This window comes from Corynebacterium sp. UMB10321 (assembly GCF_030228725.1).
In the GTDB taxonomy this organism is placed as follows: Bacteria; Actinomycetota; Actinomycetes; order Mycobacteriales; family Mycobacteriaceae; genus Corynebacterium; species Corynebacterium pseudogenitalium.
Genome location: NZ_JASOZC010000001.1, coordinates 160,528 through 185,228, shown reverse-complemented (window position 1 = coordinate 185,228; position 24,701 = coordinate 160,528). Strand labels below are relative to the sequence as shown.

Sequence of the window (24,701 nt, the reverse complement as noted above, 5' to 3'; positions counted from 1 at the left end):
CCAAATAAGCGACAGGGTTGGTCTAAGGTTTTGCCCATGAAAACAGCACTGACCCGCACGCAGCGCCTCGATAGGCTGCCGGTTACACCGAAGCACAAGAAGCTCCTCGTCGGATCGGGGGTGGGGTGGGCGCTCGACGCGATGGACGTCGGGCTGGTTTCCTTCGTCATCGCGGCGCTGGCCGTGCACTGGGACCTGGAGAAAACCACCACGAGCTGGATCGCGTCCGTGGGGTTCATCGGGATGGCGGTCGGCGCCTCCCTCGGCGGGCTGCTCGCGGACAAGCTGGGGCGCCGCCAGGTCTTCGCCCTCACGCTCCTGATCTACGGCGTGGCCACGGGCGCTTCAGCGCTCGCCGGGTCGGTCGCTGTCCTGCTCGTCTTCCGTTTCCTCACCGGACTGGGCCTCGGCGCGGAGCTGCCCGTCGCGTCCACGCTGGTCAGCGAGTTCGCGCCGCTGAAGGTGCGCGGGCGGATGGTGGTCTGGCTCGAGGCGTTTTGGGCGGCGGGCTGGATCCTGGCGGCGGTCATCGGCACGTTCGTCGTCGCCGAGGGCGAAAACGGCTGGCGCTGGGGGCTTGCGCTCGGCGCCGTGCCTGCGCTCTACGCACTGTACGTGCGCATGCAGCTGCCGGAATCGGTCCGCTTCCTGGAGTCGCGCGGCCGCGACGAGGAAGCAGAGGCAGTGGTCCGCAGCTTCGAGGAGCAAGTCCCGCCCGAACTACTTACCGACGCACCCATCGCCACCACCACCGATCCCGATGCAAGTTCTAGCCATCACATTTGGGGCCCCGAACTGCGCGCCCGCACCGCCGCGTTCTGGACCGTTTGGTTCTGCGTTTCCCTCGCCTACTACGGCGCGTTCACCTGGATCCCTTCCCTGCTTGTGGACCAAGGCTTCAGCCTCGTGCGCTCCTTCAGCTTCACGCTGATCATCACGCTGGCCCAGCTGCCCGGGTACGCCCTGGCAGGCTGGCTCATTGAGGTCTGGGGGCGCCGCACCACCCTCGTCGTCTTCCTGGCTGGGTCGGCGGTGTCGGCGGGGCTCTACGGGTTCGCCACCGCGCCCTGGCAGATCATCGCCGCAGGCTGCCTGCTCTCCCTGTTCAACCTGGGCGCGTGGGGTGCCCTCTACGCCATCGGTCCTGAGCTCTACCCCACCCAGATCCGCGCGACCGGCACGGGTGCCGCGGCGGCCTTCGGCCGCGTCGGCTCGATCCTGGCGCCGCTGATCGTCCCGCCGGTCCTGTCCTTCGGCGGCCACGCCAGCGTGTTCGTAGTCTTCGCGGTGGCGTTCACCGTGGCCGCCGTGGCGGCGTTCGTCCTGCCGGAGCAGAAGGGCAAAGTGCTCGTCTAGAGGAGATCCTGCGCCGCCTGACGCGCGTTGCCGATCACTGCCGGGACCCCAACCCCGGCAACCCAGGCGCCTGTCACACCAACGCCGTCGATACCGGCGAGGGCGTCCTGGACCTTGGCCACGGTGGCCAGGTGGGTGGCGTCGTAACGCGGGAGGCCGCCGAGCCAGCGCTGGACGAAGATCTCCTCGACGCCGGCGGCGCGGCCGTCGAAGCCGGTGATGGTCTGCAGGTCGTCGAGGGCCCAGTCCACGAGGTCGTCCTCGCTGGCAGTCAGGGCGATGTTATCGCCGTAGCGGCCGAAGCTGGCGCGTACAAGGGCGCCGCCGCGCTCGGCGAGGTGCGGCCACTTACGCGACGAAAGCGTGAACGCCTTGGCGTGCACGTCCTTCGCATCGGTGCTGACCAGCACGCCGGAGTTCTCCGGCAGGCCCTCGTCGGTGGCGAAGCGCAGGCCCACCACGGCGGAGTTCGCCAACTCGACGGAGCGAAGCGCTTCGGAGGCCTCGGGGGCGATGTCGCGAAGCAGCAGCGCGGTCGTCGGCGCCGGGGTGGCCAACAGCACGCGGTCGTAGACGGTGTCCTCGCCACCCTTGAGGCGGAACCCCTCGCCCTCGCGGCTGATGGACGGGATGAACGCGTCAACGTAGATGTTTGCGCCGGACTGCTCCGCGAGTGCCTCGTAGAGTTCCTGGTAGCCCTCGCGGAAGGACGCGAAAATGGGTGCCGGTTTCGAAGGCTTCGAGGCATCAGAAGACCCAGCCGCGGCAACGGCCTTCTTCCGGGCCGCCTCCAAGTTGGCGACCGCCGTGGAAAGGTGCACGGGGCCGTCGGCGGCCAGGCGGTCGAACTCGGCGGCGAGCTGCGGCACGGTGGCGCGAACGCCCAGGTCGTCGGCGGTGCAGGAGTACACCCCGCCAAGCAGGGAGGAGACGATGTTGTCCACGACGTCGTCGCCGTAGCGCTCGCGGACCAGGGCGCCGACGCTCATGTCGCCACCGATGGTCCACTCGAAGCCTTCGCGCTGCGCCTCGGTGTCGATGCGCCGCGCGGTCTCCTCACTGACCAGGTGCGCGACCGGCTCGGAGGTGGAAGGGATGCCCATCGTGCCACCAGCCGGCATGGCGCGGGTCTCACCGTCGACGTAGAGCAGGGAGCGCATCCCCGACGGGGAGACCAGCGAGTCCTGCAGACCCAGCTCCTCGACGAGCTGCTTCGCTTCCGGGCGGCGCGCGATGAAGGCTTCGGCCCCCATATCGGTGGGGCCGCCGTCGAACGCAACGGTGTACAGCTTGCCGCCGATGCGGTCGTTGCCCTCGTAGACGTCGACGGTGTGGCCGGAGTTGCGCAGCTCAAACGCTGCGGTCAGCCCGGCAAGCCCTGCACCGACAATGGCGATATTCAATGGGGATCTCCTTCGTTATGCTTCGTGGATCATTGCGACAGCGTCGGTGATGGCGCCTGCATCGGTGGTCGGCAAGACGCCGTGCCCGAGGTTGAAGATGTGGCCGGTGGCGGTGCCTGCGTCGATAGCTCGGGCGGCCTCCGCCTTGATGCGGCGCACTTCCTCCTGCACCACGGCGGGGCCAGCGAAGAGCATCGCCGGGTCGAGGTTGCCCTGCAGCACGCGCGGGGACGCGAAGCGCTTCGCGGCGACGTCGAGCGGCACGCGCCAGTCGACGCCCATCACCTCGGAACCCGCCTCCGACATCGCGCCGAGCAGCTCACCCGTGGCCACACCGAAGTGGATGCGCGGGATCACACCCTCGACCTCCTTCAGGATCTCGGCGGAGTACGGCAGGACGTGCTCGCGGTAGTCGGCCTCGGTGAGGAAGCCTGCCCAGGAGTCGAAGAGCTGCATGGCGTCGATGCCGGCGTCGACCTGCGTGCGCAGGAACGCGCTGATGGTCGGCACGAGGCGGCGCATCAGGGCGTGCCACGTGTCCGGGTCGCCGTGCATCATGGCCTTCGTCTTCTCGTGGTTCTTGCTCGGCCCGCCCTCGATGAGGTAGCTGGCCAGCGTAAACGGCGCGCCGACAAAGCCGATCAGGGCCTGGGTGTCGGTGAGCTCGTCGAGAATCATCTCGATGCCCTTGGCCACTTCCTCAACGTTGTGGTCCAGCACCGGCAAATTATCGACGTCCTCTTTCGTCGTAATCGCCTTCTCCATCACTGGGCCGCGGCCCGGCACGATCTCCACGCCGATACCCGCCGCTTTCAGCGGCACGACGATATCGGAAAAGAGAATCGCCGCATCCATGTCGTGGCGGCGCACCGGCTGCATCGTGATCTCGGCGAGGAGCTCCGGTATGAAGCAGGAGTCCAGCATGGAGATGCCTTCACGGACTTTGCGGTATTCCGGCAGCGAGCGCCCGGCCTGGCGCATGAACCACACCGGGGTGCGTGAGGGCGTGCGGCCGTTGGCGGCCTCAATGAACGGGGCAGAAGAAAGGTCGCGTCTGGTCATAGTCTCCCACCCTACCGCCGTTGCGGTTTAGGTGGGAAAATGATTTGCCCGCGAGGAGTGCGCCTCAATCACGAGCGAGCTGCCGAGCATGAGCAGCGTGGCCCCCACCGGGGGCAGCACGCCGATCGCGGCAAGCACGATCGCGGTGGAGTTGTACGCCCAGGCGAAGATCATGTTGTAGTCGATGATGTGGCACACGCGGCGCGCGTGCGCGATGAGCTGCGGGACGGCGGAGACGTCGTCGCGGATCAGCACGGCGTTGCAGGCGCGGGCGATGGTGGAGGACTGGGCGTCGATAATGTCGTCGGTGGCGTAGAGCAGGCCGACGTCCGCCACCTTGATAGTGGGAAGCGCGGTGGCGTCACCGATCATGGCAACCGTGGCGCCCTTCGTGTGGATGGCGCGAACCGCCCCCGGCTTGTCCGGCGCGGTAATGCCGGCGAGCACGTTGGACATACCCAAAAAGTCGGCAAAGCGGCGGGCCACCGGGTAGGTATCGCGGGTGAGCATCACCGTCTCTACGCCCATCTGTTCCAGGCGGTTGATGGCCTCGTGGGCGTCGTCCTTCGCGGGGTCGTAGAGGGTGATCACGCCGCGGTCCTTGCCGCGCCAGCGCACCACTACAGGGGTGCCTCCGGCGGTCGCGGCCATCGCGAGGCGGCCGTGCAGCTGGGACAGGTTCGTGGGGCGCCACAGGCAGGCGTCGAAGGACTCGGTGCGGTCCTCGTCCTCGTCGCCGTAGGTCAAGGTGAGGCGGCCGCGGAACTCGCCGCCGGGCGTGATTTCCTCGTTGCTCATCTCGATCCACGACGGCACATCGGCGCTCTTCGTGCGCCCATCGCGCGCCTCACGCGCCGCCTTCACCATCGCGCGTGCCGACGGGTGGTTGGACTCCACCGACAGCGCACCCGCCACGCGCATCACCATCTCCGGGCTTTCGCCGCGCTCCGCGGTGACGGTCTCCACCGTCATCTGCGGCTTGACAAGGGTGCCCACGCGGTTGAACACGGCCGTGTCCGTCGACTCCAACGCGCGGAAGGTTTCGCCGTCGCGGATCAGGATGCCGTTTCGCACCGCCGACTCAATGCCGAGGCGGATCGCCAGCGAAGGCGAAATCGCCAGCGCCACCGGCGCCACCACCACCAGGATGGCCAACGCCGTGGAAAAGCCAGCATTGTAGTTGCCGGTCAGCAGCACCCACAGCCCAAAATCTAAGATAGCCAGCGCATAGGCCGCCGGGATGAGCAGGCCCGCCGCGCGCGTGGACATCAACGTGGCCTCGTTCTGGTGGCGCAGCACCGCGTCCACCCAGCGCTCCACCGCGCCCAGGCGGGTGGTGTGTCCGACGCGCTCCACGCGCATCTTGATCTTGCCGCTGCGCAGCACCGACCCGGCGCGCACCGTTGAGCCGACTTTCACCTCGGAAGGCTCGCGGGCGTCGATAATCTGGGGGTTCAACACGCCAGAGCCGCCGACCACCTCGCCGTCGGCAGGGATGATCTCGCCCGCGTGGACGTAGACGTCATCCCCCTTGTTCAGCTCGACTGCCGGGAAGTCTTCCTCCGTCACGTTGCCCGCCCGCGAACGACGCACCACCTTGTACACCGCGTCCGGATCAGGGTTGCGGGCCTGCAAATCCTCCATGAGGCGGGGGCGAGCGCGCATGGTGAAGTAGCGTCCCACCAGCAACAACGTGGTCACGGCGCAGGAGACCTCGAAGAAGATCTCAACGTCGTGGCCCATCTGGTGCGGCACCCAGCCACTACTGGTAGTCCAGCCGATCTGCCCAGCGGACGTCAGCACCACCGCGACCAGCGACCACAGCCAAGCGGCCAAAATCGCGATCGAGCTCGCGCCGTCCAGCGCGGAAATCCCGCGGCGCACGCCACCAAGCATCGCGCGGTGGAACGGGAACGCGCACCACAGTGCGACCGGCGTGGACAACGCCAACGAACACCACTGCCAGCCCGGGAACTGGAACTGCGGCACGTACGCCATCAGGACGACCGGGATGCTCAGCACAATAGCGATCCACATGCGAAGCGGCGTGACCAAGTCGCGGGCGGTAAACAGTACGTCCTGGCCACGCATCATGCCGCGGCGCCGTCGGGCAGTGCGCACGAACCCGCTCGCGCGCGCCGTGCGCAGGGAGCGCTGCTCGTGTTCCTTCATCCGGCGCATCCGGCCGGACATGCCGCGCGTGCCACGCCGCGGCAGCGTGTGATCCACCACCGAATGCCCCTGGGCGCGGCGGCGCAGCGTCGAATCCGTCAGCTGCACCTCCACCCCGAAGCGCTGCATCACCTCGGCGATCGTGTGCGGTGCCGTGGTGTCCGGCGCGGTCACCCACGCCATCTTCGTCGGGTACACCAGGCGCGCCTGCACGCCTGGCAGCTCTTCGAGGGCCTCCTCGATGTCGCGCAGCTGCGCGCCGTCCTCCAGGCCCTCGAGCTCGAACGCGTAGGAAGCGTGGGGGCGCAACGGGTTGCCGTTGCTGTCCTCGGAGTGGCGCGAGTCCGGGTCGAACCCGGCGTCCTTGGCCGCCAGGCGGGCGTCGTCAATTGAGCGCGTCACATTATCAGCCATGCGCCGTTACTCCACTTCTTCCCTACTGCTGCTACTGCTCAGCCGGACGCAGATAGTCCTGCGATTCCTTCCGGGAAGCATAGAACAGCCCCAATGCTCCCGCCACACCGACCACGATCTGCACCGCACCGTCGACGGCGAACAGCGCAACCGGCACTTTAGTCGCAGCGGGCGTCATCAAGAAGAGCGTGAGCACGCGCACCGCGAAGAAGACCGAGAAGACCTGCAGCACCCGCGTGGCGTTGAGCATCCACTTTCCGCGGCGCTGCACTGAGCGCAGCGCCAGGCAAAACACCACGATGATGCCCAGCTGCAGCAACGCCATCAGCACAACCGTGGCGTACATGCTCGCCTGCATCATGTTCTCCGGCAGCGCCTCCGACTGGTTCTTCGCGGCCTGCTTCGCCGCCTCGCGCAGCGCAGCCGGGTCGAGCACCGTCACCACCACGGCGAGGATCTGGTGCAGGAGCTCACCGAGGATCATCACTGCCCACGCGCCGAGGAGATAGCGCACCGCCTCGGGCTGTTGCTGCGTCGGCTCGTCCTTCCGGTGTCTCGGTGGCAGGGCCGGGGCCTGCGCTGCGGGAGGTGTGTTAGCCATGAAGCTCCTTCAGCGCACGCGCGCCCTCGATTGCGTAGTACGTCAAAATCTGGTCCGCGCCAGCACGCTTGATAGAGGTCAGCGACTCCATCATGGTCGCCTCGAAATCGATCCAACCGTTTTGGCCAGCGGCCACCATCATCGCGTATTCGCCCGAAACCTGGTACGCCGCCACCGGCACCGGCGACATGTCCGCCACGCGGCTGAGCACATCCAGGTACGGCAGCGCAGGCTTGACCATGACGAAATCCGCGCCTTCCTCAATATCGAGCTCGGTCTCGAGCAGGGACTCGCGCGCGTTCGCCGGGTCCTGCTGGTACGTGCGGCGGTCGCCCTTCAGGGAGGAGCCGACCGCGTCGCGGAACGGCCCGAAGAACTTCGACGCGTACTTCGCCGAGTACGCCATGATGGCCACGTCCTGGTAGCCCTCGGCGTCGAGTGCCTCGCGGATCACACCGATCTGCCCGTCCATCATCCCCGACGGGCTCACGATGTGCGCGCCCGCGGCAGCCTGCGACAGCGCCATATCGCGGTAGAGGTCCAAGGTTGCATCGTTATCCACCACCTGATTGCCATACTTATCGACGCCCACTACACCACAGTGCCCGTGGTCCGTGAACTCATCCAGGCAGGTATCGGCCATAATCAGCAGGTCCTCGCCGAACTCCTCGCGCAGCGCACACACGTTGCGGTTCAGGATGCCCTCCGGGTCCCACGCGACGGAACCCGTGGCGTCCTTATCCTCGTCGAGCGGCACGCCGAAGAGGTCCACGCAGCGGATCCCCTCCTCGAGTGCCTCGTGGCAGATCGCCTTCAGGGTGTCCGTGGTGTGCTGGTACACGCCCGGCATGGAGGCAATCTCTCGGCGTTCGGTGATGCCATCAGCCACGAACAACGGCAAAATAAAATCGGCCGGAGCCAGTCGCGTCTCCGCGGTGAGCTGCCGAATCGCAGGATTCTGGCGGAGGCGACGTGGACGGCGTGGAAGATGATATGTAGTCATGTGCTACATCATAACGCCGGTTTCCGACGCGCCCTCCGCTTCTTCCGCGGCGGCGGCAGCTCCCCAGCTGCCCGCAGGGCGGCGACGTGCTCGGCAAGCGCGTCCACCAGCGACGGCACGTCCGCAACCTCTGGTACGACGTCGACACGCAGCCCCTGCTCGCGCGCTGCCTCAGCCGCCATTGGGCCGATGCACGCGATGATCGTGCGCTGGTGCGGCTTGCCTGCGATGCCAACCAGGTTGCGCACCGTCGAGCCGGACGTGAAACAGACCGCGTCAAACCCGCCGGTCTTGATCATGTCGCGTACTTCAGGAGCTGGCGGGGCCGCGCGCACCGTGCGGTACGCCACGACGTCCTCGACGTCCCAGCCCTTCTCAATCAGGCCATCCACCAGCACGTTCGTTCCGATGTCCGCCCGCGGCAGCAGCACCCGCGAGACCGGGTCGATGTCCTCGACGTACTCGGGGAACACCTCCACCAGGCCAGCGGCGTTCTGTTTCGTGCGGTGCGGCAGCAGCTCCGGGCTCATCCCTAGCGCGCGCAGCGCCTCCGCCGTCTTGCGGCCGACCGCCGCCAGGTGCACACCCGCGAACGCGCGGGCGTCCAAGCCAAGCTGCTCGAACTTCTTCCACACCGCGTGCACAGCGTTCGTCGAGGTGAACACCACCCACTGGTAGCGGCCCTCCACGATGCCCTTAATCGCGCGGTCCATCTGCGCCGGGTTGCGCGGTGGCTCCAGAGAAATCGTCGGCACCGACTGCGGGATCGCCCCGTACGACGCCAGGCGGCTGCTCATCGCCTCCGCCTGCTCCTTCGCACGCGGCACCAGCACTCGCCACCCGTACAAAGGACGGTTTTCCCACCACGAAAACTTCGATCGATCATCATTCACAGTACCGAGCGTCACCACCAAAGAACCAGGCAGATCCGCCGTCACCGAGTCCATGGTTGCCAGGGTCTCCAGGGTCGCATCGACCGTGCGCTGCAGCCGCGTCGTTCCGTTGGCCGTGACGCTGCACGCCAGCTCACCCGGGAACCCGCGCTGCATCAACTGCAACGCCATCTCCGGCAGCTGCTCGCGCACCGCCTGCAACACCAACGGCTGCGGCGCCTGCGACAACTGGTCCCAGTCCACCGGCCCGTTCGCCAGATCTGCTTCCGTATACGTTGAACCAAGCGCGATACCCGCAAAGGACGGCACCGTCGACGGCAGCGACATCCCCGGCACAATCTGGAACTCCAGGCCGGCGGCCGCCACCGCGGCGATCTCCTCCCGCACCGCATCGCGCGTCAGCGGGTTCCCGCTGACCAGACGGATCACATCCCCGTCACCGTCATCCCCCTTGCGGATCACCTCGGCCGCCGCCTGCAGCGCCGAGCGCAACCGCGCAACAATATCGTCCGTGCCAAGCGGCACCTCTTCAACCTCAGCCGCGGTCGGGTCCGCAGGCTTCGGCGGGCGGCGCCGCGCCCCCGAGGCCTTCGCCTCCGCACACATCGCCTCGTACTGCGCCTCAGCAGCGTCGATCTTCTCCTGCGGCACCGCGCACGCTGCGGCAAGAACGTTTCGGACACCCTCAAGAACATCCGGTTCCACCAACGCGATAGAATTGCGTTCCATCACCTGGCGAGCGCGAATCGTCAGCAAATCGGGATTGCCAGGTCCGGCACCGACGAAGATCACCTTCCCCGGCTGGGGCGTGATTGAGGGCAGTGTCATCAAAATGGTCTTTTCTGGTCTTGTATAAGGCGTAAAGAAGTGTCCCGGCGTACAGCGAGCCCCAAAGGGACCCCTATACACCGAGACGATTGGACGTATGGTAGTTACACCTTAATTTGCATACGCCGTGTTTCAAAACCTGTTTCAAAACCAGTCTGAAAACTTACTGCATAATTTCTGCCGCCCCGCGGCCAATCAGCGTCTGCGCAAGCTGTGTTCCCAGCTCACGGGCGTCCTTACCTGAAGCCTCCTCAATCAGCTGTTTGGAGCCATCCAGGGCGAATACCCCCGCCCGCAAGGTAATGGTGCCGTCAGCGATGGTCGCGTGCGCCGCAACCGGGGCCGTGCAGCCTGCCTCCAAAGTCGCCAGCACCTGACGCTCCGCCGCCGCGCACGCAAAAGAATCTGCGTCCAACAGCTTGTCCAGGCCCTCACGCAGCGCGGTGTCGTCGACGCGGCACTCCACCGCCAGCGCACCCTGCGCCGGGGCGGGCATGAACACCTCAGCATCGAAGACTTGGGTGGCGCGGTCCGCGAACCCACCACGGACCAAGCCCGCATACGCCAGGACAATCGCGTCCATCTCGCCGCTTTCCACCCGGCCCATGCGCGTCTCAATGTTGCCTCGCAGCGGGAGGATCTCCAGGTCAGGACGCAGCGCGCGCAGCTGGGAAACACGGCGCGGCGCCGAGGTGCCCACCTTCGCACCCTTCGGCAGCGTGTCCAGCGTCAGGCCGTCGCGGGCGATGAGTGCCTCGCGGTGGTCTTCGCGCTCCGGAACGATCAGATAGGTGCGGGGCTCTGGGGCCGTCGGCAAGTCCTTAAAGGAGTGCACGGCGACGTCCACCTCGCCGTCGAAGAGGGCGTCGCGAAGCGCAGACGTAAACACGCCGACGCCGATGCGTTCCACCGGCGCGTGGGAAACATCCCCGGCAGTTTTCACAATGTGCAGCTCAGACGGGTAACCGTGCGCGATCAGGGCATCACGCATGTGACCCGCCTGCGTCGTGGCCAAGTGCGAACCCCGCGTACCAATTTTCAGCATGTAAATTACGACTCCTTCAACTTCAACTCGTCGGGACTCGGCAACCGGTCCATATCAGTAGCAGCCGATACGGGGCGCACCCCAAACAGCTCCTCAACGGCGGTCTCCAGGCTAATCGAGTCCGAGCTCGCCGCCAGCTCCTTAATCTTCACTGTCGGCTTATGCAGCAGCTTATCCACCACACGCTTCACCGACCGCGCCACCTGCTGGAAGTCCTCTTCGCGCAGGTCAGGAAGGCGCTTGCGCAACCGCGCCAGCTCCTCCTGCGAAATCTCCGACCCAACCCGGCGCAGCTGCGCCACCGCCGGCGCCACCTCGCGCACCCGCTGCTCGGAGCTAAACGCCTGCACCTCCTCGGCCACGATCGCCTCCGCGGCCTGCAGCGCCTTCGAGTCCTCCGAGTCCGCGTTGTGCAGCTGCTCGTGCAGGTACTCGATGTTGATCAAGTGCACGCCCTCGTGCTCCAGCACCGAATTGTCAATATCGCGCGGCAGCGACAAGTCAATCAGCATCGTCGGCCCCGAAATGTCCTCGCCCGAAATGGTAAACCCATCCGACGCCGTCGCCGACACCGTAATATCCACACGCCCCAACGCCCCCGCGCGCGCATTAAAGTCCACGACCTCCGCAGCCACCCCGGCCTCCCGGGCATGCTCCGCCAACCGCTCCGCGCGCGAGCGAGTGCGGTTCGCAATAATCAACTTATCGACGCCCCTCTTGCCCAAATGCGTCGCCGCCAACGAGCTCATCGCACCAGCCCCCAACACCAGCGCAGTCTGGCCCTCCAGCGTGTCCACCCCCATCGTCTCCATCGCCGTATCCAGCGCGAAGGTCACCATCGAGCCGCCGGCATCATCAATCGACGTCTCCGTGTGCACACGCTTGCCCGTATGCAACGCCGACTGCGCCAATGAATGCAACGCCGGGCCCACCGTGCCCTGCTCCGCCGCGTGCGTATACGCAGTCCGCACCTGCCCGATGATCTGCTGCTCCCCCACCACCATGGAATCCAGGCCGGAGGCGACCGTCAACAAGTGCTCCGCAGCCGCGTCCGAATACCGCACGTACAGGTAGCCGCGCAGCTCCGCCTCACTCACCCCGGAGACCTCCGCCAGCACCGCCAACACATCCTGCACACCCGCATGGAACGCGTTGGCAACCGTGTACACCTCCAGCCGGTTACACGTCGAAATGATCATCGCCTCAGACAACGACGGGCGCTCCACCAGCGCCGACGCCGCCGAATGCTGCACCGCATCATCCATACTCAAGCGTTCCAACAACGCAACGGGCGCCGAGCGGTGCGACATCCCTACAACGAGAACACTCACTCAATCCCTCCAGTCAGCCGTGAATCAAACCAAAGGATAGCGCGTCACTCTGACAGCGCCTCGGCCAGGTCCGCGTTATCCACTTCCCAACACGCGAACTCGTCCCCATCAATCACCACAACCGGGACGCGATCCCCGAACTCGGCGTTGAGCGACGGAGAGGCGTCGACATCTACAAGCGTGAGCTGCGCACCGCACTGCTCGACCACCGGGGCGATCTGCGCAGCCACCCGCTCGCACGACCCGCAGGTCGCGCGCACCATCAGTTCAACCTGTTTCATCTCTCCGCCAATCTTGTTTACGATACAAGCTATCACGTCTGCCACACGGTGAAAGGCTCGCTGGCAATGTCCGACCACAAAGAACTCCTGGCCCAATGGTCACTCACCCAAGGCAACCTTCGCCGCTTCCTCGAAGAAGTTGCCCTCCCACCTCTCGACGCCGAATCCCAGCGCACCGCCGGTAACGCCGCCGCAGCCGCCGCCATCGAAGAAACCTTCGGCATCAGCATCGAAGAATTCGCCACCGGCGTCGACTCCGTCGGCGGCGCCTTCAAAACCGCCGGCCGGGAGAAAATCACCCAGCCCGACCCCGACGTCCCCCAAGACACCGAGGCGGCCGCGTTCTTCGACATCGACAACACCCTCATCCAGGGCTCCTCGCTCATCCTGCTGGCCAAAGGCTTGGCCAAGCAGCGCTTCATCACCCTTCGCGAGCTCCTCCCCGCGCTGACCAAGCAAATCCGCTACCGCGTCTCCGGCTCCGAAAGCGCCAAAGACATCGCCAAAGGCCGCGAGCAGGCCCTCCAAGTAGTCAAAGGCAAGAACGTCGAGCAGCTCAAAGAGCTCTGCGCCGAAATCGTCGACCGCCAAATGCTCGACAAGACCTACCAATCAACTATCGACGCCGCGTCCCGCCACATCGCCCAAGGCCAACAAGTCTGGCTGGTCTCCGCCACCCCGGTCCAAATCGGCCAGGCGCTCGCGGAACGCCTCGGCTTCACCGGTGCCCTCGGCACCGTCGCCGAAGAGGAAGACGGCAAGTTCACCGGCCGCCTCGTCGGCGACATCCTCCACGGCCCCGGCAAGCAGCACGCCGTGGCGGCACTGGCCGCGATTCAGAAGCTCGACCTGGAAAAGTGCACCGCCTACTCCGACAGCATCAACGACCTGCCGATGCTGTCCATGGTCGGCAACCCCGTCGCCATCAACCCTGACCGTGCGCTGCGCCGCTACGCGACAGGCCAAGGCTGGACCATCGAGGACTACCGCTCCCTACGCCGGTACATGCTCCCGGCCCTCGGCGCTCTGGCGGGCGGCGCGCTCGCTGCCGGTGTCGCGGCTGGCGTGGTGGCGCTGCGTCGACGGTAGTTTTTTGGTGCGGGCATCACCGCTCAAGCCACTCCGAACGCAGCAATCCGTGGCGGGAGCATGCCGCCGACCACGCCATCGGCGAAATCTTCACCACCATCCGCCGCTGACACAGCGGGCAGATACGTGGCGCGTCGTAGGGGCGGGCCGGGTCGAGGGGCCAGGCGATGTCGCCAGAGAGGATGGCGTCGGCAAGATCGGTGTTGTCTGGAATGCGCATCAGAGTGACTTGATCGTGTCGTAGAGGATGCCGTGGCCGGAGTTCACCTTCTGGCCGACGGGTGTAATACCCAGGTTGATGCGCGGCCGGGAGCTCCCGTCGAGGACGCGGTCCACGGCGTCGCGGTCCTTCTCGATCGGACGGCCAAACGTGGTCAGGTAATTACCGCCGATGATGGCGTTCGCGCCGCCCATCAGGCCGGCTTCGGTGCCGTCGTCGCCAAGGGCGAGCTCGGTGCCACCGGCGAAGCGCAGCTGGGTTGTGGGCATAGCCAAGCGGAACGCGGCGACGGCCCGAAGCGCCTCCCCCTGCGGGACGAGTGGCCGGTCGGCGAACGGGGTGCCAGGGCGAGGGTCGAGGAAGTTCATCGGCACTTCGTGTGGTTGGATCTCGGCAAGCTGCGTGGCGAACTCAGCCCGCTGCTCAATCGTCTCCCCCAGACCAATGATCCCGCCACAGCAGGTCTCCATCCCCTCAGCGAGCACGTGCTCGAGAGTGTCCTTGCGCTCCTGCCAAGTGTGGGTGGTGACCACGTTCGGGAAGAAGGATTCAGCGGTTTCGAAGTTGTGGTTATAGCGGGACACGCCCATCTGCGCGAGTTGGCGCGCCTGTTCACGGGTCAGAATGCCAAGCGAGGCAGAAATAGAGATGTCCACCTCCTCCCGAATGGCAGTCACCGCCGCCGCGACCTGGTCCAGCAGGTCCTGCGTCGGGCCTTTCACGGCGGCGACAATACAAAACTCGGAGGCGCCCATTTTCTCGGACTGCTTCGCGGCCTCCACGAGCTCGTCGATATTCAGGGTGACGGCACGGACCGGGGACTCGAACAGTCCGGACTGGGAGCAGAAGTGGCAGTCCTCGGGGCAGCCGCCAGTCTTCAGGGAGATGATGCCCTCCAGGGAGACGTCGACGCCACAGTGCTTGATGCGAACCTGATGGGCAAGGTCGAGCAGTTCCGTCAGGCGATCGTCCTCGATGGTGAGGATCTGCAGGAGCTCTTCCTTGTTCAGGCCTTCGCCCCGCTCAAGGGCTTTTTCGCGTGCGATGTCGAGGATGTCGGTCATGGTAATGCGCTCCGTTCAGTGCGGGGACGTGTTGTAAGTACGCATCAGTGTAGACCGCAATTGAACACCGTTCAGGTGTTTCGTGCCCCAACCTCCACCCACATCAAAAAGTTCCCGCGATCACAGAAATCCGAGGAACTTTTCGCAATTTCGGGGTACTCCACCCGCCCGAACACCCGCCTGACCTGCAAAGTGTAGTAACAGGAATGTAGTAATCCCCGAAATTGGAGCCAAAAAGCGGATTACTACAATCCTGTTACTACCATTTGGGTTTTAGCCACGCCCACAACCGCATTTCCCCAGGCTAATTCGCTCGCTCACCGGTATGGAGCGCGAGCCACACGCATGAAAAAACGCCCGCTCCAACCATGTGGTGCGGGCGCTGCAAAAGCTTACTTGCCAAGCTTACGACGCTGAACACGCGTGCGGCGAAGCATCTTGCGGTGCTTCTTCTTGGACATACGCTTGCGGCGCTTCTTAATCACTGAACCCATAAGGCTTCCTCGTTTCTTCGTAGTACGTTCTTGACGTGCCGGCATCCACCCGGGGTGCACGCAATGGGTGTAAGCATACAACCAAGGTGTTTGGCACTCAAAAAGGTTCGGGCAAGGTGAGTGCTATTTATCCGACGTCGTACACGGAGGATTCAAGGTACTCACTGACCGCCGTTTCGTTGACGCGGAAGGAGCGGCCGACGCGTACTGCCGGCAGCTCACCCGAGTGCAACAAGCGGTAGACCGTCATCTTGGAGACGCGCATAATTTCGGCGACTTCAGCGACGGTTAAGAACTTGCCTTTATCTTCATTTGCCATTAATTCATAAACCCTTCAGCACGGTCGCGCTGCAGGCTTCCCCTCCTGCAGGACGAAACACGCACGTGCTTCAAACAACCTTATCGTGAACACTGGGCCTAATGCGACTCATGTGCCGATAATTTTTCAAAGTGCCTGGAGAAACACCCCGTATCTGGTGTGAAAGCGGTGACTGCTGTGGCACAACCGGCACAACCGGCGCAACCGGCGCAATCGGCTCAGTAAGCTTCGGAGCGCGTCGCGCAGGCGTCGGTGGCGCGGTAGATCGCGGCGCGTAGGCCGGACTCCTCGAGTTCCCGGATTGCGGCGACGGTGGTGCCGCCCGGTGAGGAGACGGCGGCACGCAGGCCAACGGGGTCGGGGTGCTGGTCCAGGAGCGCTCCGGCGCCGGCGCAGGTTTGGGTGGCCAGTTCCGTAGCGAGGTCCCGGGGCAGTCCGAGGGCAACGCCGGCGTCGATAAGTGCTTCGGTGAGCAGGAAGTAGTAGGCGGGCCCCGAGCCCGAGAGCGCGGTGACGGCGTGCATTGCCTTTTCGGGGACGGCGACGACGCGGCCCGCGGACGTCAACAGCTTTTCGACGGCCTCCCGCTGCTCGTCTTCCACATAGCGGCCGGCGGAGACGGCGAGCACGCCCTTGCCCACGAGCATCGGGGTGTTGGGCATCACGCGCATGATCGGAGTGCCCGCGGACGAGATTGCCTCTTCCATGTCGGCGATGTCGACGCCGGCGGCCATCGAGACGAGCACGGTGGGCACCGAATTGCTCGCGACAGTCTCCGCGATCTCCCCGATCACGTCAATGATCTGGTTGGGTTTGACGCACAGGAAGACAACGTCGGCGTCGGCGGCGGCCTCGACGTTGTCCGTCGTGGCCTGGATGGCGTAGCGCTCGGCGAGCGCACTCACGCGCTCTTCGGAGCGGCAGGTGGCAATGAGGTGGTGCGGTTCAACCTTTGAGGCGATCAGCCCCTGCAGCAGGGCCTCGCCGATATTGCCAACGCCAATGATTGCGATTTTTTCCATGCACCACACACTAGCGCCACGGGGGCACTGTGGTGGAAAACGCCCTTAGAGCAGGGCCGGGCCGAACGCCATGACCAGGGCGGCAACGCCCGCGAGCGTCATGGTCAGACCATCGCGGCCAGTGTGCATCGCGCGCACACCGAAGACGACGCCCGCAACAGCGGCGGCGCCCAGGATGGCTGCGAGTGCGGTTGCCAGGTTCGCCCAGATCCAGCTGAACAGCATGAACCCGAGCACGCCCAGAACCACGCCGATGAACACGAAGAGCACCAGCATGATGGGGTTGACGGCGCCGTCGTCATCGATTTCGGCGACCTCGGCGGCTTCAGTCTTTTCGACGTCCACATCCTCAGCATGCTCATCGTCGAAGAGGTCGAGCGCGTCTTCCTCGGCGGGCTTCTCAGCCACCTCAAGCTTGGTGCGCTGCGCTGGCTCGTTGGTGTCCTCCACGACGCGGATCTGCGTCGTTTCGTCCTCGGAAGGGCTGGCCTTCTGCGCGGCAGGCGCAGGCGCGGGCGGGTCAACCGGCTTCTCGGCCGGAACCGCAGGCTTTGCAGCGGGCTTCTCAGCTGCAGTCTCTGCCTTTTCAGCCGCAGGCTTCGCTGGTGTTGGTTCGGCTGGTGCGTCGAGTGGCACGCTGGAGTGCTTCGCTTCGGCCGGGCGGGCGTCGACAGCCTTGAAGGAGCCGGTCAGCTCCGCGACCGAGACGCCGCCTTCCTCCAAGCTGCGGCGTCGGCGGGGACGCTTACCCACGTCCGGGTTGGTTTTCTGGGCCCGGGCGAGGAGCTCCGCAACCGTCAGCTGCTTGTCCTCAGACATCAGTCGTTGTCTCCTTCGTCATCTCCTAAGTCATGCCCTTGGTCGATCCAACGGAGGATCACGCCTTCTCGTAGCGCCCATGGACAGATCTCTAACTTATCAAGCTTAAGCGCTCGCATGGCAGCCTCTGCAACTAGGGCACCCGCAACGATCTGGTGTGAGCGGTCGGCGCTGATGCCTTCGAGCTCCGCACGGTCGGCTGCGGTCATGCGGGAGATGAATGCGATGAGCTGGCGCAGGCCCGGCGCGGTGAGGGTTCGCTTCACGAAAGGCCCAGCTGAGGAGGGTGCAGCGCCGGTTAGCCGGGCGAGGGAGCGGAACGTCTTCGAGGTGCCGACGGCCAGCCCCGCCTCCCCCAGCGCGTGGAACTCCCGGGCGGGCCCGGCGAGTTCAGCGTCGATGTAGTCGCGCAAAAGGTTGATCTTTTTGCGCTCGGGCGGGTCGGATTCGAACCACTCGTGGGTGAGCCGCCCGGCGCCCAGGTCGAGGGACACGGCCAGGTCGGGGCTTTCTTCGGTGCCGGTGGACATCTCCAGGGAGCCGCCGCCGATGTCCAGGTTGGTGATGCGCCCGGCGGACCACCCGTACCAGCGGCGCACCGCGAGGAACGTCAGCCGCGCCTCCTCCTCGCCGGAGAGGACTTCGAGGCGCACGCCGGTTTTCTTCTCAACCTTCTTCAGCACATCCTCGGAGTTCGTCGCCGAGCGCACGGCGGACGTCGCAAAGGCGAGGAACTCCTCGCACTTCAGCTTGCTGCTTAGACCTGCGGCTTCCCCCACGGCGTCGACAAGCTTGTCGACGCCCCGAGGTTCAATATTGCCCTCGTCGTCGAGGAGTTCGACGAGCCGGAGCGGCTGCTTCCAGTCACTCATCGGGGTGGGGCGGCCACCGCTGCGGGCATCTACCCCCACGAGATGCACCGTATTACTGCCTACGTCTAATACACCTAATCGCACACCCTCAGCGTAGTGCGTCTACGGTGTGTTGGTGTGAATCAACCAGTTTTTCTCGGATTCCCCGCCGAATCCCCCGCCGGCCGCTCGATCCTCGCGGGACGCGAAGTGCCCACCGACTTCCCCCGCGAATGGTTCGTGTTCATGCACCCGGAGGACCCGCTGCACTACTTCAGCATCGACCTGACGTGGGTGGAATCCACCTGGTCGTGCCGGTTTGGCACGCCGCAGTGCCACGGGATTGATGAGGACTTCTCCGTTGTCGGCTGCTGCATCCACGGCGCGTACCTCTCCGACGAAACGGACCGGGATGACCTTTATAATGCGGTCGCCGAGATGCCTGCGAAGTACTGGCAGCTGCGCCCCCGCGATGTCGATTCCTACATCGCGGCCGCCGACCCCACCGTCCTCGAGCCCTGGCTGGAGTGGGACGACACCGAAGAAGAGGACGACGGCCCACACATCAAGACGCGCGTGGTGGATGGCGCCTGCATCTTCGCCAACCGCAACGGCGCCGAGACCGGCCCGGGCTGTTCCCTGCACCAGTGGGCGATGGCGGAGGGCCGCAACATCATCGGCTCCAAGCCGGAAGTGTGCTGGCAGGTCCCGTTTTCCCGGGAGGACTCGTGGGAGGAACGCGCCGACGGCCAGGAGATCCTGCGCACCACCATCGGCGAGTACGACCGGCGCCAGTGGGGCGGCGGCGGCGAAGACTTCGACTGGTGGTGCACCGACGCGCCCGCCTGCCACACCGGCGGTACACCCGTGTGGCAGTCGATGAAGCAGGAGCTACAGCAGCTCATCGGCGAGAAACCCTACGAGGTCCTCGCCGCGCACTGCGCCGCCCGCGCGAAACTCCCCCGTGAGGCGAAGACCACGCACCCGGCCAGCGATCAGGCCTCGAACTTGTAGCCCAGGCCGCGCACCGTCACCAGCTGCTTCGGCTTCGACGGCTCCTCCTCAATCTTCGAACGCAGCCGTTTCACGTGTACATCCAGGGTCTTGGTGTCGCCGACGTAGTCAGCGCCCCAGATCATGTCGATGAGCTGGGAACGCGTAAGCACCCGACCGGCGTTGCGCATCAGGTACTCCAGGAGGTCGAACTCCTTGAGCGGCATGCGGACTGGTTGGCCGTCGACAAGCACACTGTGGCGCTCGACGTCCATGGTGACGCGGCCGCCGATGAGTACGTCGCGGCTCGGCTCTGCCTCCTCCGCCGCCGACTCCCCGCCGCGGCGCAGCACCGCCCGGATGCGCGCAATGAGCTCGCGAGTCGAGTACGGCTTGGTCACGTAGTCATCCGCGCCGAGCTCGAGGCCCACCACCTTATCGATCTCCGAATCGCGCGCCGTGACCATAATGATCGGCACCGACGAACTCGCGCGCAGCTTCCGGCACACATCCGTGCCGCTCATGCCCGGCAGCATCAGGTCCAACAGGACAAGATCGACCTCGTTGGCCTCGAACGCCTCGAGCGCCGCGGGGCCGTCGGCCGCCCACACCGTGGAAAAGCCCTCCTTTTCCAGCAGATACGACAGCGGATCCGCCAGGGACTCTTCATCTTCAACGATCAGGATCTTCGTAGACACGGTTAGGGAAACCCTCCTGCAAAAGCTACATCGGCAACTCGAGCGTGAAAGTCGACCCGGTCCCCGGGCGCGACCACACTCTGATAGTACCCCCGTGGTTTTGCGCCACGTGCTTCACGATGGCTAAACCTAGGCCAGTCCCCCCAGTCGAGCGAGACCTCGCCTTATCGACGCGGTAAAAACGCTCAAACACGCGCTTCTGATCCTCCAGCGCAATTCCGATCCCCCGGTCAGTGACGCGCACAAGCGCCACCTTCTGCTTCCCGGACATACGCACCTGCTGCGTAATACTCACCGGCTGGCCGTCCGGCGAGTAGTTAATGGCGTTCGACACCAGGTTGCTCACCGCGGACGTCAGCAGCGACTGGTCCCCCATCACCGTAATCCCGGTGGGTTCCCCACGGATCAGGTCGATGTTGCGGCCCTCGGCGGTGACGTGGTTGCGGGTGATGGCGTCGTCAATCACCTCGTCGAGGCTCACCGGCGACATCTCAGGCAACGCCTCCGCACCCTGTAGCTTCGACAGCGAAATCAGGTCCGTGATCATGTCGCCCATCCGGTGGGCCTCCTTCAGCACCTTCGTGCCGAAGTAGTCCACCATCTCCGGGTCATCCGGGTCCTGCAGCAGCGCCTCCGCGAGCAGCGCCATCCCACCCACCGGCGTCTTCAGCTCGTGCGAGACGTTCGCCACGAAGTCGCGGCGCGCATGCTCCATCCGCACGTTCTCCGACTCGTCCGTGCTGTACGCAATCACGTAGGAGTTCTCCGTCAGCGTCAGCGGTTTGACCACCACGCGTACGTTCCGAATGCGGGACCCCGTCGCGCGAATCGGCAGGTCAAGGTCAAGGACGTGCGTCTCCTGATCTTCAAAAACCTGCTGGGCGGTCTCCCACACCTCCGGCTGCACCGTGCGGTCATACACCAGCGACATATCGTGCGCCCTCGCGTTCGAGAGCAACACCTTGCCCTCCTGGTTCATCACCGCAATCCCCGTCGGCGAGCCCTGCACCGCCAACTGCAGCACCTCACTAATCGTGGCCGCCCTGCGGGAATCCGAACCGCCATCAACCCGGTTGCGTAAACGCCAACGCAGCGCCCGCCGCACCAACGGTGCAGCAAGCGCTGCGAGAACTACGCCCCCTAAAAACGCCAGTAGCGGGGACAATGTGGCTACTTACTTCTGGCCCTGGTTAGCAACCGCAGCAGCACCTGCCGCAGCCGCCTCCGGATCGAGGTACGTGCCGCCTGGGTTGAGCACCTTGCCCTTGCTGTCAATCTCGTAGACCAACGGCATGCCGGTCGGGATGTTCAGACCAGCAATGTCATCGTCGGAGATGTTGTCCAGGTACTTCACCAGCGCGCGCAGCGAGTTACCGTGCGCAGCCAGCATGACCGTCTTGCCGTCGAGAACCTCAGGCAGGATGACGTCGATGTAGAACGGCAGGAAGCGCTCCACAACGTCCTTCAGGCACTCCGTGCGAGGAACCTCCGGGAGGAACGCATAACGCACGTCGTCGGTCTGGGAGTACTCGTTGTCGGCGTCGATTTCTGGTGGCGGAGTGTCGTAGGAACGGCGCCAGCTCATGAACTGCTCCTCGCCGTACTCCTCACGGATCTCGGCCTTGTTCAGGCCCTGCAGTTTGCCGTAGTGACGCTCGTTGAGGCGCCAGTTACGCACAACTGGGATCCAGTGACGGTCCGCAGCGTTCAGCGCGATGTTCGCGGTGCGGATCGCACGACGCAGCAGCGACGTGAACACGATGTCCGGCAGCACGCCCTTTTCTGCCATCAACTTACCGGCGTTGACGGCTTCCTGCTCACCCTGCTCGGTCAGATTGACATCGACCCAGCCGGTGAACTGGTTGGACTTGTTCCATTCACTTTGTCCGTGACGGACAAGAATCAACTTTCCATTCGTCATGGCACCAATCATGCCACGAATCGTATGATTTTTCTTTAAGCTCTTTCACTATGATCCACGCCAACGCCGTCGCCGCCGCGCTCTCCGTCGCACTTCTCGCACCTGGAGCACCATTTCGCGTCCTCCCCGAGCAGCCGCCGACCACAATGCGAGTGGGCAATCACACAATTTCCATCCCCGAACACGCCAGCGCCGCGTCCTGTTCCCAAGGCTTCAGCGGCACCATCAACGGCCAGCGCGTCATGATCACCGCCGGCCACTGCTTCGACCTCTCCGAGGGTGTCGACAACGAGCCCACCGACGTCATGCGCACCCACCGCGTCGAAGTGCCTATCGACGCCAGCTACCGCCCCATCGGCACCCCAACCAACCTCAAACCCTCCACCGACTACGCCGACGTCTACCTCCCCTCACAGTTCTTCTGGGACACCGTCAACACCCCGGATTGGGGCGTCGTCACCGCCGCCCCCGACACCCCAGCCACCCGCATGTCCTTCTCCCGCGACGCCAACGGCCACGCCCACGGCGCACCCCGCGAACTGCGCTACATCCAGGACACTCGCAACCTGCCCTACAACTACTTCGACACTTCCAACTTCGGCCAGCCCATCTGCAAAGACGGCGCCACCACCGGCCGCACCTGCGGCCACCAACTCGCCCGTTCCCGCAACAGCATCTACTCCTGGGGCCTGCGCTACGAACACGGCGACTCCGGCGGCATCAACTACGACCCCCGCGACGGCGCTGTCCTCGGCGTCAGCTCCATGGGCATAGGACCCCTCGGCAAAGCCCAGCGTGCCGACCGCATCATCGAAGACGCCTTCAACGTCCCCGACGGCAAAGTCAACGAAGCCTTCACCCTCCCCGACTCCACCGCGCCCCACGGCAACTTCACCCCGCTCAACCAGGAGCAAGGCGCCCTCATGCACCAGATCATGCAGGACAACCCCGAACTGAAACCGAGCAAGACCGGCAAGCAAGGCTTCGACGAGGCCGTCACCGCCGCCCAACGTGACGCCGAAGTTGCCGCCCAGCGCGCCGGGCAAGTTCGCACCGTTGAGCAGGCGCAACGCCTCGCCGCCGACGTCTCAGGTGCGGTCGATCACCACGCGCAGCAGCTCGGCAAGTGGGGTGCCGCCGCGGCGGTGGAGGCGATCGGGCGGTAGTCCGGGGCGGTGCGGTGGCGATCGGTTAAGGCATCATCTTTATCTTTGTGAGGTGTTGTACGAAAACCTTTAAGTCTGTTGGTTTTTACGTCATCACAGCCAGGGGACTGGAACACCCCAATTCGATAAATGTGGACCTACCGCATAGGCAGCCCCACCAAGAACGGCCAAGACCGCTAGAGCTATCCGCAAGGCCAAAATAGGCGACCCTTTGGCAAACGTGGAGGCATACTTCGCTAGGGCCACGTCTGCCGACGTATATGCCTGAGATGGACAAATTGGGCCACCAATTGCAGGCTGGACTGGAGACTTCTTCAGCTCACGACACTTCGCTGCTTCTTCTTCTGATGTCACCCCCCAGCGCATCGCCTCGCTCATCTCTTCAGACTCCTCACGATGCTTGAATACATACCACATAGCATCAGCGAAATCGAACACGTTGTCTGTTTTGCTCGACGCCACTGTTGCTCCCACAGTTTGGTCAACCGAAACCGCTGCACCAACACCGTGGGTAACCCCAGGCACAACTGTAACCAACGCAGTCATGCCACACACTAGAAATCTTCGCTGCATCTTCTTTACTTTCCGCACGACGATCCCCCACAAGAACTGCCTGGGAGCTTCGAACGCTCATGGACACCAAGGGACTTACGATTAGATTTCGCCGTAACACCGCCCCGCCAAGCTCGGTGCTTCTGAGCTTGAGTCAAGCTTTGATTTTGTACCGTTTTTTGTATCCAACCCAAATTCGAGTCGATTTTTGCAGCCGATCCAGACCCAATGCACTGCTTCCGCCCAGAGCTATCATTCTGGATTTCAGTAGTCGAAGCAACCCCAACTATCTCATTCCCGGCAAAAACCGCTGCACCAGAGTCACCGTGACACAAATTGGCGTCGCCGGTTGGGTCTAAACGCACTTGATCGGAGTAAACGTCTCCCCTGGTGGTATGAACCAGGTAATCAACTACCCCCACACGAAAGTCTGCTGCCGACGAAAAATTATTGCGCTGCCCAACCTGCCCCGAATAGCCAATTACTCGAACGCCGTCACCCACTCGTGGCGGCCTCGCACTCAACTCAAATTTTCTAGCATTAATTCCAGTTCCCACACGTATGAGCGCAAGATCGTGCTCCGGGTCGGGAGCCATTTCAATTAACTCAATCCCGGCAAATTCACCATCAGACTGCTGGATAAATCCAATTGAATTCAATTCATCCTCAACACAGTGCCGAGCCGTCAGCCAGTAATAATCTCCAATATAGTTGGCTGTACATGTTCGCTCCGATTTTAATCCGTCAGAGAAATATAAGGCACCGATCCTATTGTCGTATGTAGGAGTTTTATTGGTAGTGAACCAGTCCAACCCCTCATCGTACGGTTCATTTCCATCAGACTCATCCACCCAATGTTGTTCCTCACCACCTTCATATAACTCATTGACCTGCTCTCCAGCCTCTTGAGCCTGCACAACACTCACCGGCGTCCCTACAGCGCCAAAAGCGAAGACAAGCAGAAGACCCTCAACCAAAACTCGATACCGCACAGTAGCTCCTTAACGAAAGATTAACGGTCCGATCCTTTTCGATTTGATCGTAGCACAGTCCCACCAGTATTTACGTCATAATTGGTGCTACATACTCTGAATACATTTCACC

General features: G+C 64.1%; 25 protein-coding genes. 4 read left to right on the top strand and 21 right to left on the bottom strand.

All coding sequences use genetic code 11. From position 1 onward, the window contains the following. Nucleotides 1–36 precede the first annotated feature (36 nt). Entirely contained in the window at nucleotides 37–1,356 is a 1,320-nt protein-coding gene (locus tag QP752_RS00820) for an MFS transporter (protein ID WP_284803991.1), read from the top strand. Here the strand turns inward: QP752_RS00820 and QP752_RS00815 are convergent. From QP752_RS00815 to QP752_RS00775, 9 genes are all read right to left on the bottom strand, one after another. Next, entirely contained in the window at nucleotides 1,353–2,759 is a 1,407-nt protein-coding gene (locus QP752_RS00815) for a protoporphyrinogen oxidase (RefSeq protein ID WP_256006071.1), read from the bottom strand. The genes QP752_RS00820 and QP752_RS00815 overlap by 4 nt on opposite strands. A 15-nt stretch (nucleotides 2,760–2,774) precedes the next feature. Then, on the bottom strand, nucleotides 2,775–3,821 hold the full coding sequence (gene hemE, locus QP752_RS00810; RefSeq protein WP_071573902.1) for a uroporphyrinogen decarboxylase: 1,047 nt from the start codon (nucleotides 3,819–3,821) through the stop codon (nucleotides 2,775–2,777). Between the two features lie 27 nt (nucleotides 3,822–3,848). Then, nucleotides 3,849–6,407, bottom strand: coding sequence for a cation-translocating P-type ATPase (locus QP752_RS00805; RefSeq protein ID WP_256000729.1), 2,559 nt, complete (start codon nucleotides 6,405–6,407; stop codon nucleotides 3,849–3,851). A 31-nt stretch (nucleotides 6,408–6,438) separates the two neighbouring features. After that, a complete protein-coding gene (locus QP752_RS00800) occupies nucleotides 6,439–7,008 on the bottom strand; it encodes a hypothetical protein (protein WP_083329446.1) in 570 nt (189 codons plus the stop codon). Continuing rightward, nucleotides 7,001–8,011, bottom strand: a complete 1,011-nt coding sequence (hemB, locus tag QP752_RS00795; protein WP_256006067.1) for a porphobilinogen synthase — start codon at nucleotides 8,009–8,011, stop codon at nucleotides 7,001–7,003. Before hemB ends, QP752_RS00800 begins: the two co-directional genes overlap by 8 nt. Nucleotides 8,012–8,019: 8 nt before the next feature. Continuing rightward, nucleotides 8,020–9,732, bottom strand: coding sequence for a uroporphyrinogen-III synthase (locus tag QP752_RS00790; RefSeq protein ID WP_256006065.1), 1,713 nt, complete (start codon nucleotides 9,730–9,732; stop codon nucleotides 8,020–8,022). Nucleotides 9,733–9,895: 163 nt separating this feature from the next. After that, nucleotides 9,896–10,777 carry a hydroxymethylbilane synthase gene (gene hemC, locus QP752_RS00785; protein ID WP_070477387.1) on the bottom strand — a complete coding sequence of 294 codons (882 nt, stop codon included), beginning with the start codon at nucleotides 10,775–10,777 and terminating at the stop codon, nucleotides 9,896–9,898. Nucleotides 10,778–10,782: 5 nt separating this feature from the next. Next, entirely contained in the window at nucleotides 10,783–12,108 is a 1,326-nt protein-coding gene (locus QP752_RS00780; RefSeq protein WP_284803987.1) for a glutamyl-tRNA reductase, read from the bottom strand. A 44-nt stretch (nucleotides 12,109–12,152) separates the two neighbouring features. Continuing rightward, nucleotides 12,153–12,389, bottom strand: coding sequence for a glutaredoxin family protein (locus QP752_RS00775; protein WP_070363200.1), 237 nt, complete (start codon nucleotides 12,387–12,389; stop codon nucleotides 12,153–12,155). A 66-nt stretch (nucleotides 12,390–12,455) separates the two neighbouring features. Between QP752_RS00775 and QP752_RS00770 the strand changes: the two genes are divergently transcribed. Further along, on the top strand, nucleotides 12,456–13,478 hold the full coding sequence (locus QP752_RS00770) for an HAD-IB family hydrolase (protein WP_284803986.1): 1,023 nt from the start codon (nucleotides 12,456–12,458) through the stop codon (nucleotides 13,476–13,478). Nucleotides 13,479–13,494: 16 nt separating this feature from the next. On the opposite strand, the gene QP752_RS00765 is transcribed toward QP752_RS00770, so the two are convergent. From QP752_RS00765 to QP752_RS00735, 7 genes are all read right to left on the bottom strand, one after another. Continuing rightward, nucleotides 13,495–13,698, bottom strand: coding sequence for a hypothetical protein (locus QP752_RS00765; RefSeq protein WP_070363202.1), 204 nt, complete (start codon nucleotides 13,696–13,698; stop codon nucleotides 13,495–13,497). Then, nucleotides 13,698–14,762, bottom strand: coding sequence for a biotin synthase BioB (gene bioB, locus QP752_RS00760; RefSeq protein WP_070363203.1), 1,065 nt, complete (start codon nucleotides 14,760–14,762; stop codon nucleotides 13,698–13,700). The genes QP752_RS00765 and bioB overlap by 1 nt, the downstream gene beginning before the upstream one ends. A 392-nt stretch (nucleotides 14,763–15,154) precedes the next feature. Then, nucleotides 15,155–15,256: an AURKAIP1/COX24 domain-containing protein gene (locus tag QP752_RS00755; protein WP_003855542.1), complete on the bottom strand. Its 102-nt coding sequence runs from the start codon at nucleotides 15,254–15,256 to the stop codon at nucleotides 15,155–15,157. 127 nt (nucleotides 15,257–15,383) lie between these two features. Beyond that, a complete protein-coding gene (locus QP752_RS00750) occupies nucleotides 15,384–15,575 on the bottom strand; it encodes a helix-turn-helix domain-containing protein (RefSeq protein ID WP_070363204.1) in 192 nt (63 codons plus the stop codon). A gap of 218 nt (nucleotides 15,576–15,793) precedes the next feature. Next, nucleotides 15,794–16,597, bottom strand: a complete 804-nt coding sequence (gene proC, locus QP752_RS00745; protein WP_284803984.1) for a pyrroline-5-carboxylate reductase — start codon at nucleotides 16,595–16,597, stop codon at nucleotides 15,794–15,796. 45 nt (nucleotides 16,598–16,642) lie between these two features. Then, nucleotides 16,643–17,416 carry a hypothetical protein gene (locus QP752_RS00740; protein WP_284803983.1) on the bottom strand — a complete coding sequence of 258 codons (774 nt, stop codon included), beginning with the start codon at nucleotides 17,414–17,416 and terminating at the stop codon, nucleotides 16,643–16,645. Then, nucleotides 17,416–18,372: a Ppx/GppA phosphatase family protein gene (locus QP752_RS00735; protein WP_071573638.1), complete on the bottom strand. Its 957-nt coding sequence runs from the start codon at nucleotides 18,370–18,372 to the stop codon at nucleotides 17,416–17,418. The genes QP752_RS00740 and QP752_RS00735 overlap by 1 nt, the downstream gene beginning before the upstream one ends. A gap of 33 nt (nucleotides 18,373–18,405) precedes the next feature. Between QP752_RS00735 and QP752_RS00730 the strand changes: the two genes are divergently transcribed. After that, entirely contained in the window at nucleotides 18,406–19,281 is an 876-nt protein-coding gene (locus QP752_RS00730; RefSeq protein ID WP_284803980.1) for a hypothetical protein, read from the top strand. On the opposite strand, the gene QP752_RS00725 is transcribed toward QP752_RS00730, so the two are convergent. Genes QP752_RS00725 through QP752_RS00715 form a run of 3 tightly spaced genes read right to left on the bottom strand, consistent with a single transcriptional unit; the run spans nucleotide 19,263 to nucleotide 21,879 of the window. Next, a complete protein-coding gene (locus QP752_RS00725; protein WP_256000717.1) occupies nucleotides 19,263–19,958 on the bottom strand; it encodes a response regulator transcription factor in 696 nt (231 codons plus the stop codon). The genes QP752_RS00730 and QP752_RS00725 overlap by 19 nt on opposite strands. A 25-nt stretch (nucleotides 19,959–19,983) precedes the next feature. Further along, nucleotides 19,984–21,123, bottom strand: coding sequence for a cell wall metabolism sensor histidine kinase WalK (locus QP752_RS00720; RefSeq protein WP_083329444.1), 1,140 nt, complete (start codon nucleotides 21,121–21,123; stop codon nucleotides 19,984–19,986). 9 nt (nucleotides 21,124–21,132) lie between these two features. Then, nucleotides 21,133–21,879 (bottom strand): phosphoglyceromutase, encoded by a 747-nt coding sequence (locus tag QP752_RS00715; protein ID WP_071566638.1) that lies wholly within the window; start codon nucleotides 21,877–21,879, stop codon nucleotides 21,133–21,135. A 50-nt stretch (nucleotides 21,880–21,929) separates the two neighbouring features. Here QP752_RS00715 and QP752_RS00710 point away from each other — a divergent pair, with 50 nt between their 5' ends. Beyond that, nucleotides 21,930–23,045 carry a hypothetical protein gene (locus tag QP752_RS00710; protein ID WP_071569510.1) on the top strand — a complete coding sequence of 372 codons (1,116 nt, stop codon included), beginning with the start codon at nucleotides 21,930–21,932 and terminating at the stop codon, nucleotides 23,043–23,045. A gap of 93 nt (nucleotides 23,046–23,138) precedes the next feature. On the opposite strand, the gene QP752_RS00705 is transcribed toward QP752_RS00710, so the two are convergent. Both QP752_RS00705 and QP752_RS00700 read right to left on the bottom strand, forming a co-directional pair. Further along, a complete protein-coding gene (locus tag QP752_RS00705) occupies nucleotides 23,139–23,591 on the bottom strand; it encodes a hypothetical protein (protein ID WP_143000818.1) in 453 nt (150 codons plus the stop codon). 32 nt (nucleotides 23,592–23,623) lie between these two features. Next, the gene (locus QP752_RS00700; protein ID WP_284803976.1) at nucleotides 23,624–24,589 is read right to left on the bottom strand and encodes a serine protease; all 966 of its coding nucleotides are present in this window, start codon (nucleotides 24,587–24,589) and stop codon (nucleotides 23,624–23,626) included. Nucleotides 24,590–24,701 lie beyond the last annotated feature (112 nt).

Excerpts from the sequence above, each read along its gene's own strand:
- QP752_RS00820 (WP_284803991.1), top strand. The coding sequence starts at position 37 with ATGAAAACAGCACTGACCCGCACGCAGCGCCTCGATAGGCTGCCGGTT.
- hemE (WP_071573902.1), bottom strand. The coding sequence starts at position 3,821 with ATGACCAGACGCGACCTTTCTTCTGCCCCGTTCATTGAGGCCGCCAAC.
- QP752_RS00805 (WP_256000729.1), bottom strand. The coding sequence starts at position 6,407 with ATGGCTGATAATGTGACGCGCTCAATTGACGACGCCCGCCTGGCGGCC.
- QP752_RS00800 (WP_083329446.1), bottom strand. The coding sequence starts at position 7,008 with ATGGCTAACACACCTCCCGCAGCGCAGGCCCCGGCCCTGCCACCGAGA.
- hemB (WP_256006067.1), bottom strand. The coding sequence starts at position 8,011 with ATGACTACATATCATCTTCCACGCCGTCCACGTCGCCTCCGCCAGAAT.
- QP752_RS00790 (WP_256006065.1), bottom strand. The coding sequence starts at position 9,732 with ATGACACTGCCCTCAATCACGCCCCAGCCGGGGAAGGTGATCTTCGTC.
- hemC (WP_070477387.1), bottom strand. The coding sequence starts at position 10,777 with ATGCTGAAAATTGGTACGCGGGGTTCGCACTTGGCCACGACGCAGGCG.
- QP752_RS00775 (WP_070363200.1), bottom strand. The coding sequence starts at position 12,389 with ATGAAACAGGTTGAACTGATGGTGCGCGCGACCTGCGGGTCGTGCGAG.
- QP752_RS00770 (WP_284803986.1), top strand. The coding sequence starts at position 12,456 with ATGTCCGACCACAAAGAACTCCTGGCCCAATGGTCACTCACCCAAGGC.
- QP752_RS00765 (WP_070363202.1), bottom strand. The coding sequence starts at position 13,698 with ATGCGCATTCCAGACAACACCGATCTTGCCGACGCCATCCTCTCTGGC.
- bioB (WP_070363203.1), bottom strand. The coding sequence starts at position 14,762 with ATGACCGACATCCTCGACATCGCACGCGAAAAAGCCCTTGAGCGGGGC.
- QP752_RS00755 (WP_003855542.1), bottom strand. The coding sequence starts at position 15,256 with ATGGGTTCAGTGATTAAGAAGCGCCGCAAGCGTATGTCCAAGAAGAAG.
- QP752_RS00750 (WP_070363204.1), bottom strand. The coding sequence starts at position 15,575 with ATGGCAAATGAAGATAAAGGCAAGTTCTTAACCGTCGCTGAAGTCGCC.
- proC (WP_284803984.1), bottom strand. The coding sequence starts at position 16,597 with ATGGAAAAAATCGCAATCATTGGCGTTGGCAATATCGGCGAGGCCCTG.
- QP752_RS00740 (WP_284803983.1), bottom strand. The coding sequence starts at position 17,416 with ATGTCTGAGGACAAGCAGCTGACGGTTGCGGAGCTCCTCGCCCGGGCC.
- QP752_RS00715 (WP_071566638.1), bottom strand. The coding sequence starts at position 21,879 with ATGACGAATGGAAAGTTGATTCTTGTCCGTCACGGACAAAGTGAATGG.
- QP752_RS00710 (WP_071569510.1), top strand. The coding sequence starts at position 21,930 with ATGATCCACGCCAACGCCGTCGCCGCCGCGCTCTCCGTCGCACTTCTC.
- QP752_RS00705 (WP_143000818.1), bottom strand. The coding sequence starts at position 23,591 with ATGACTGCGTTGGTTACAGTTGTGCCTGGGGTTACCCACGGTGTTGGT.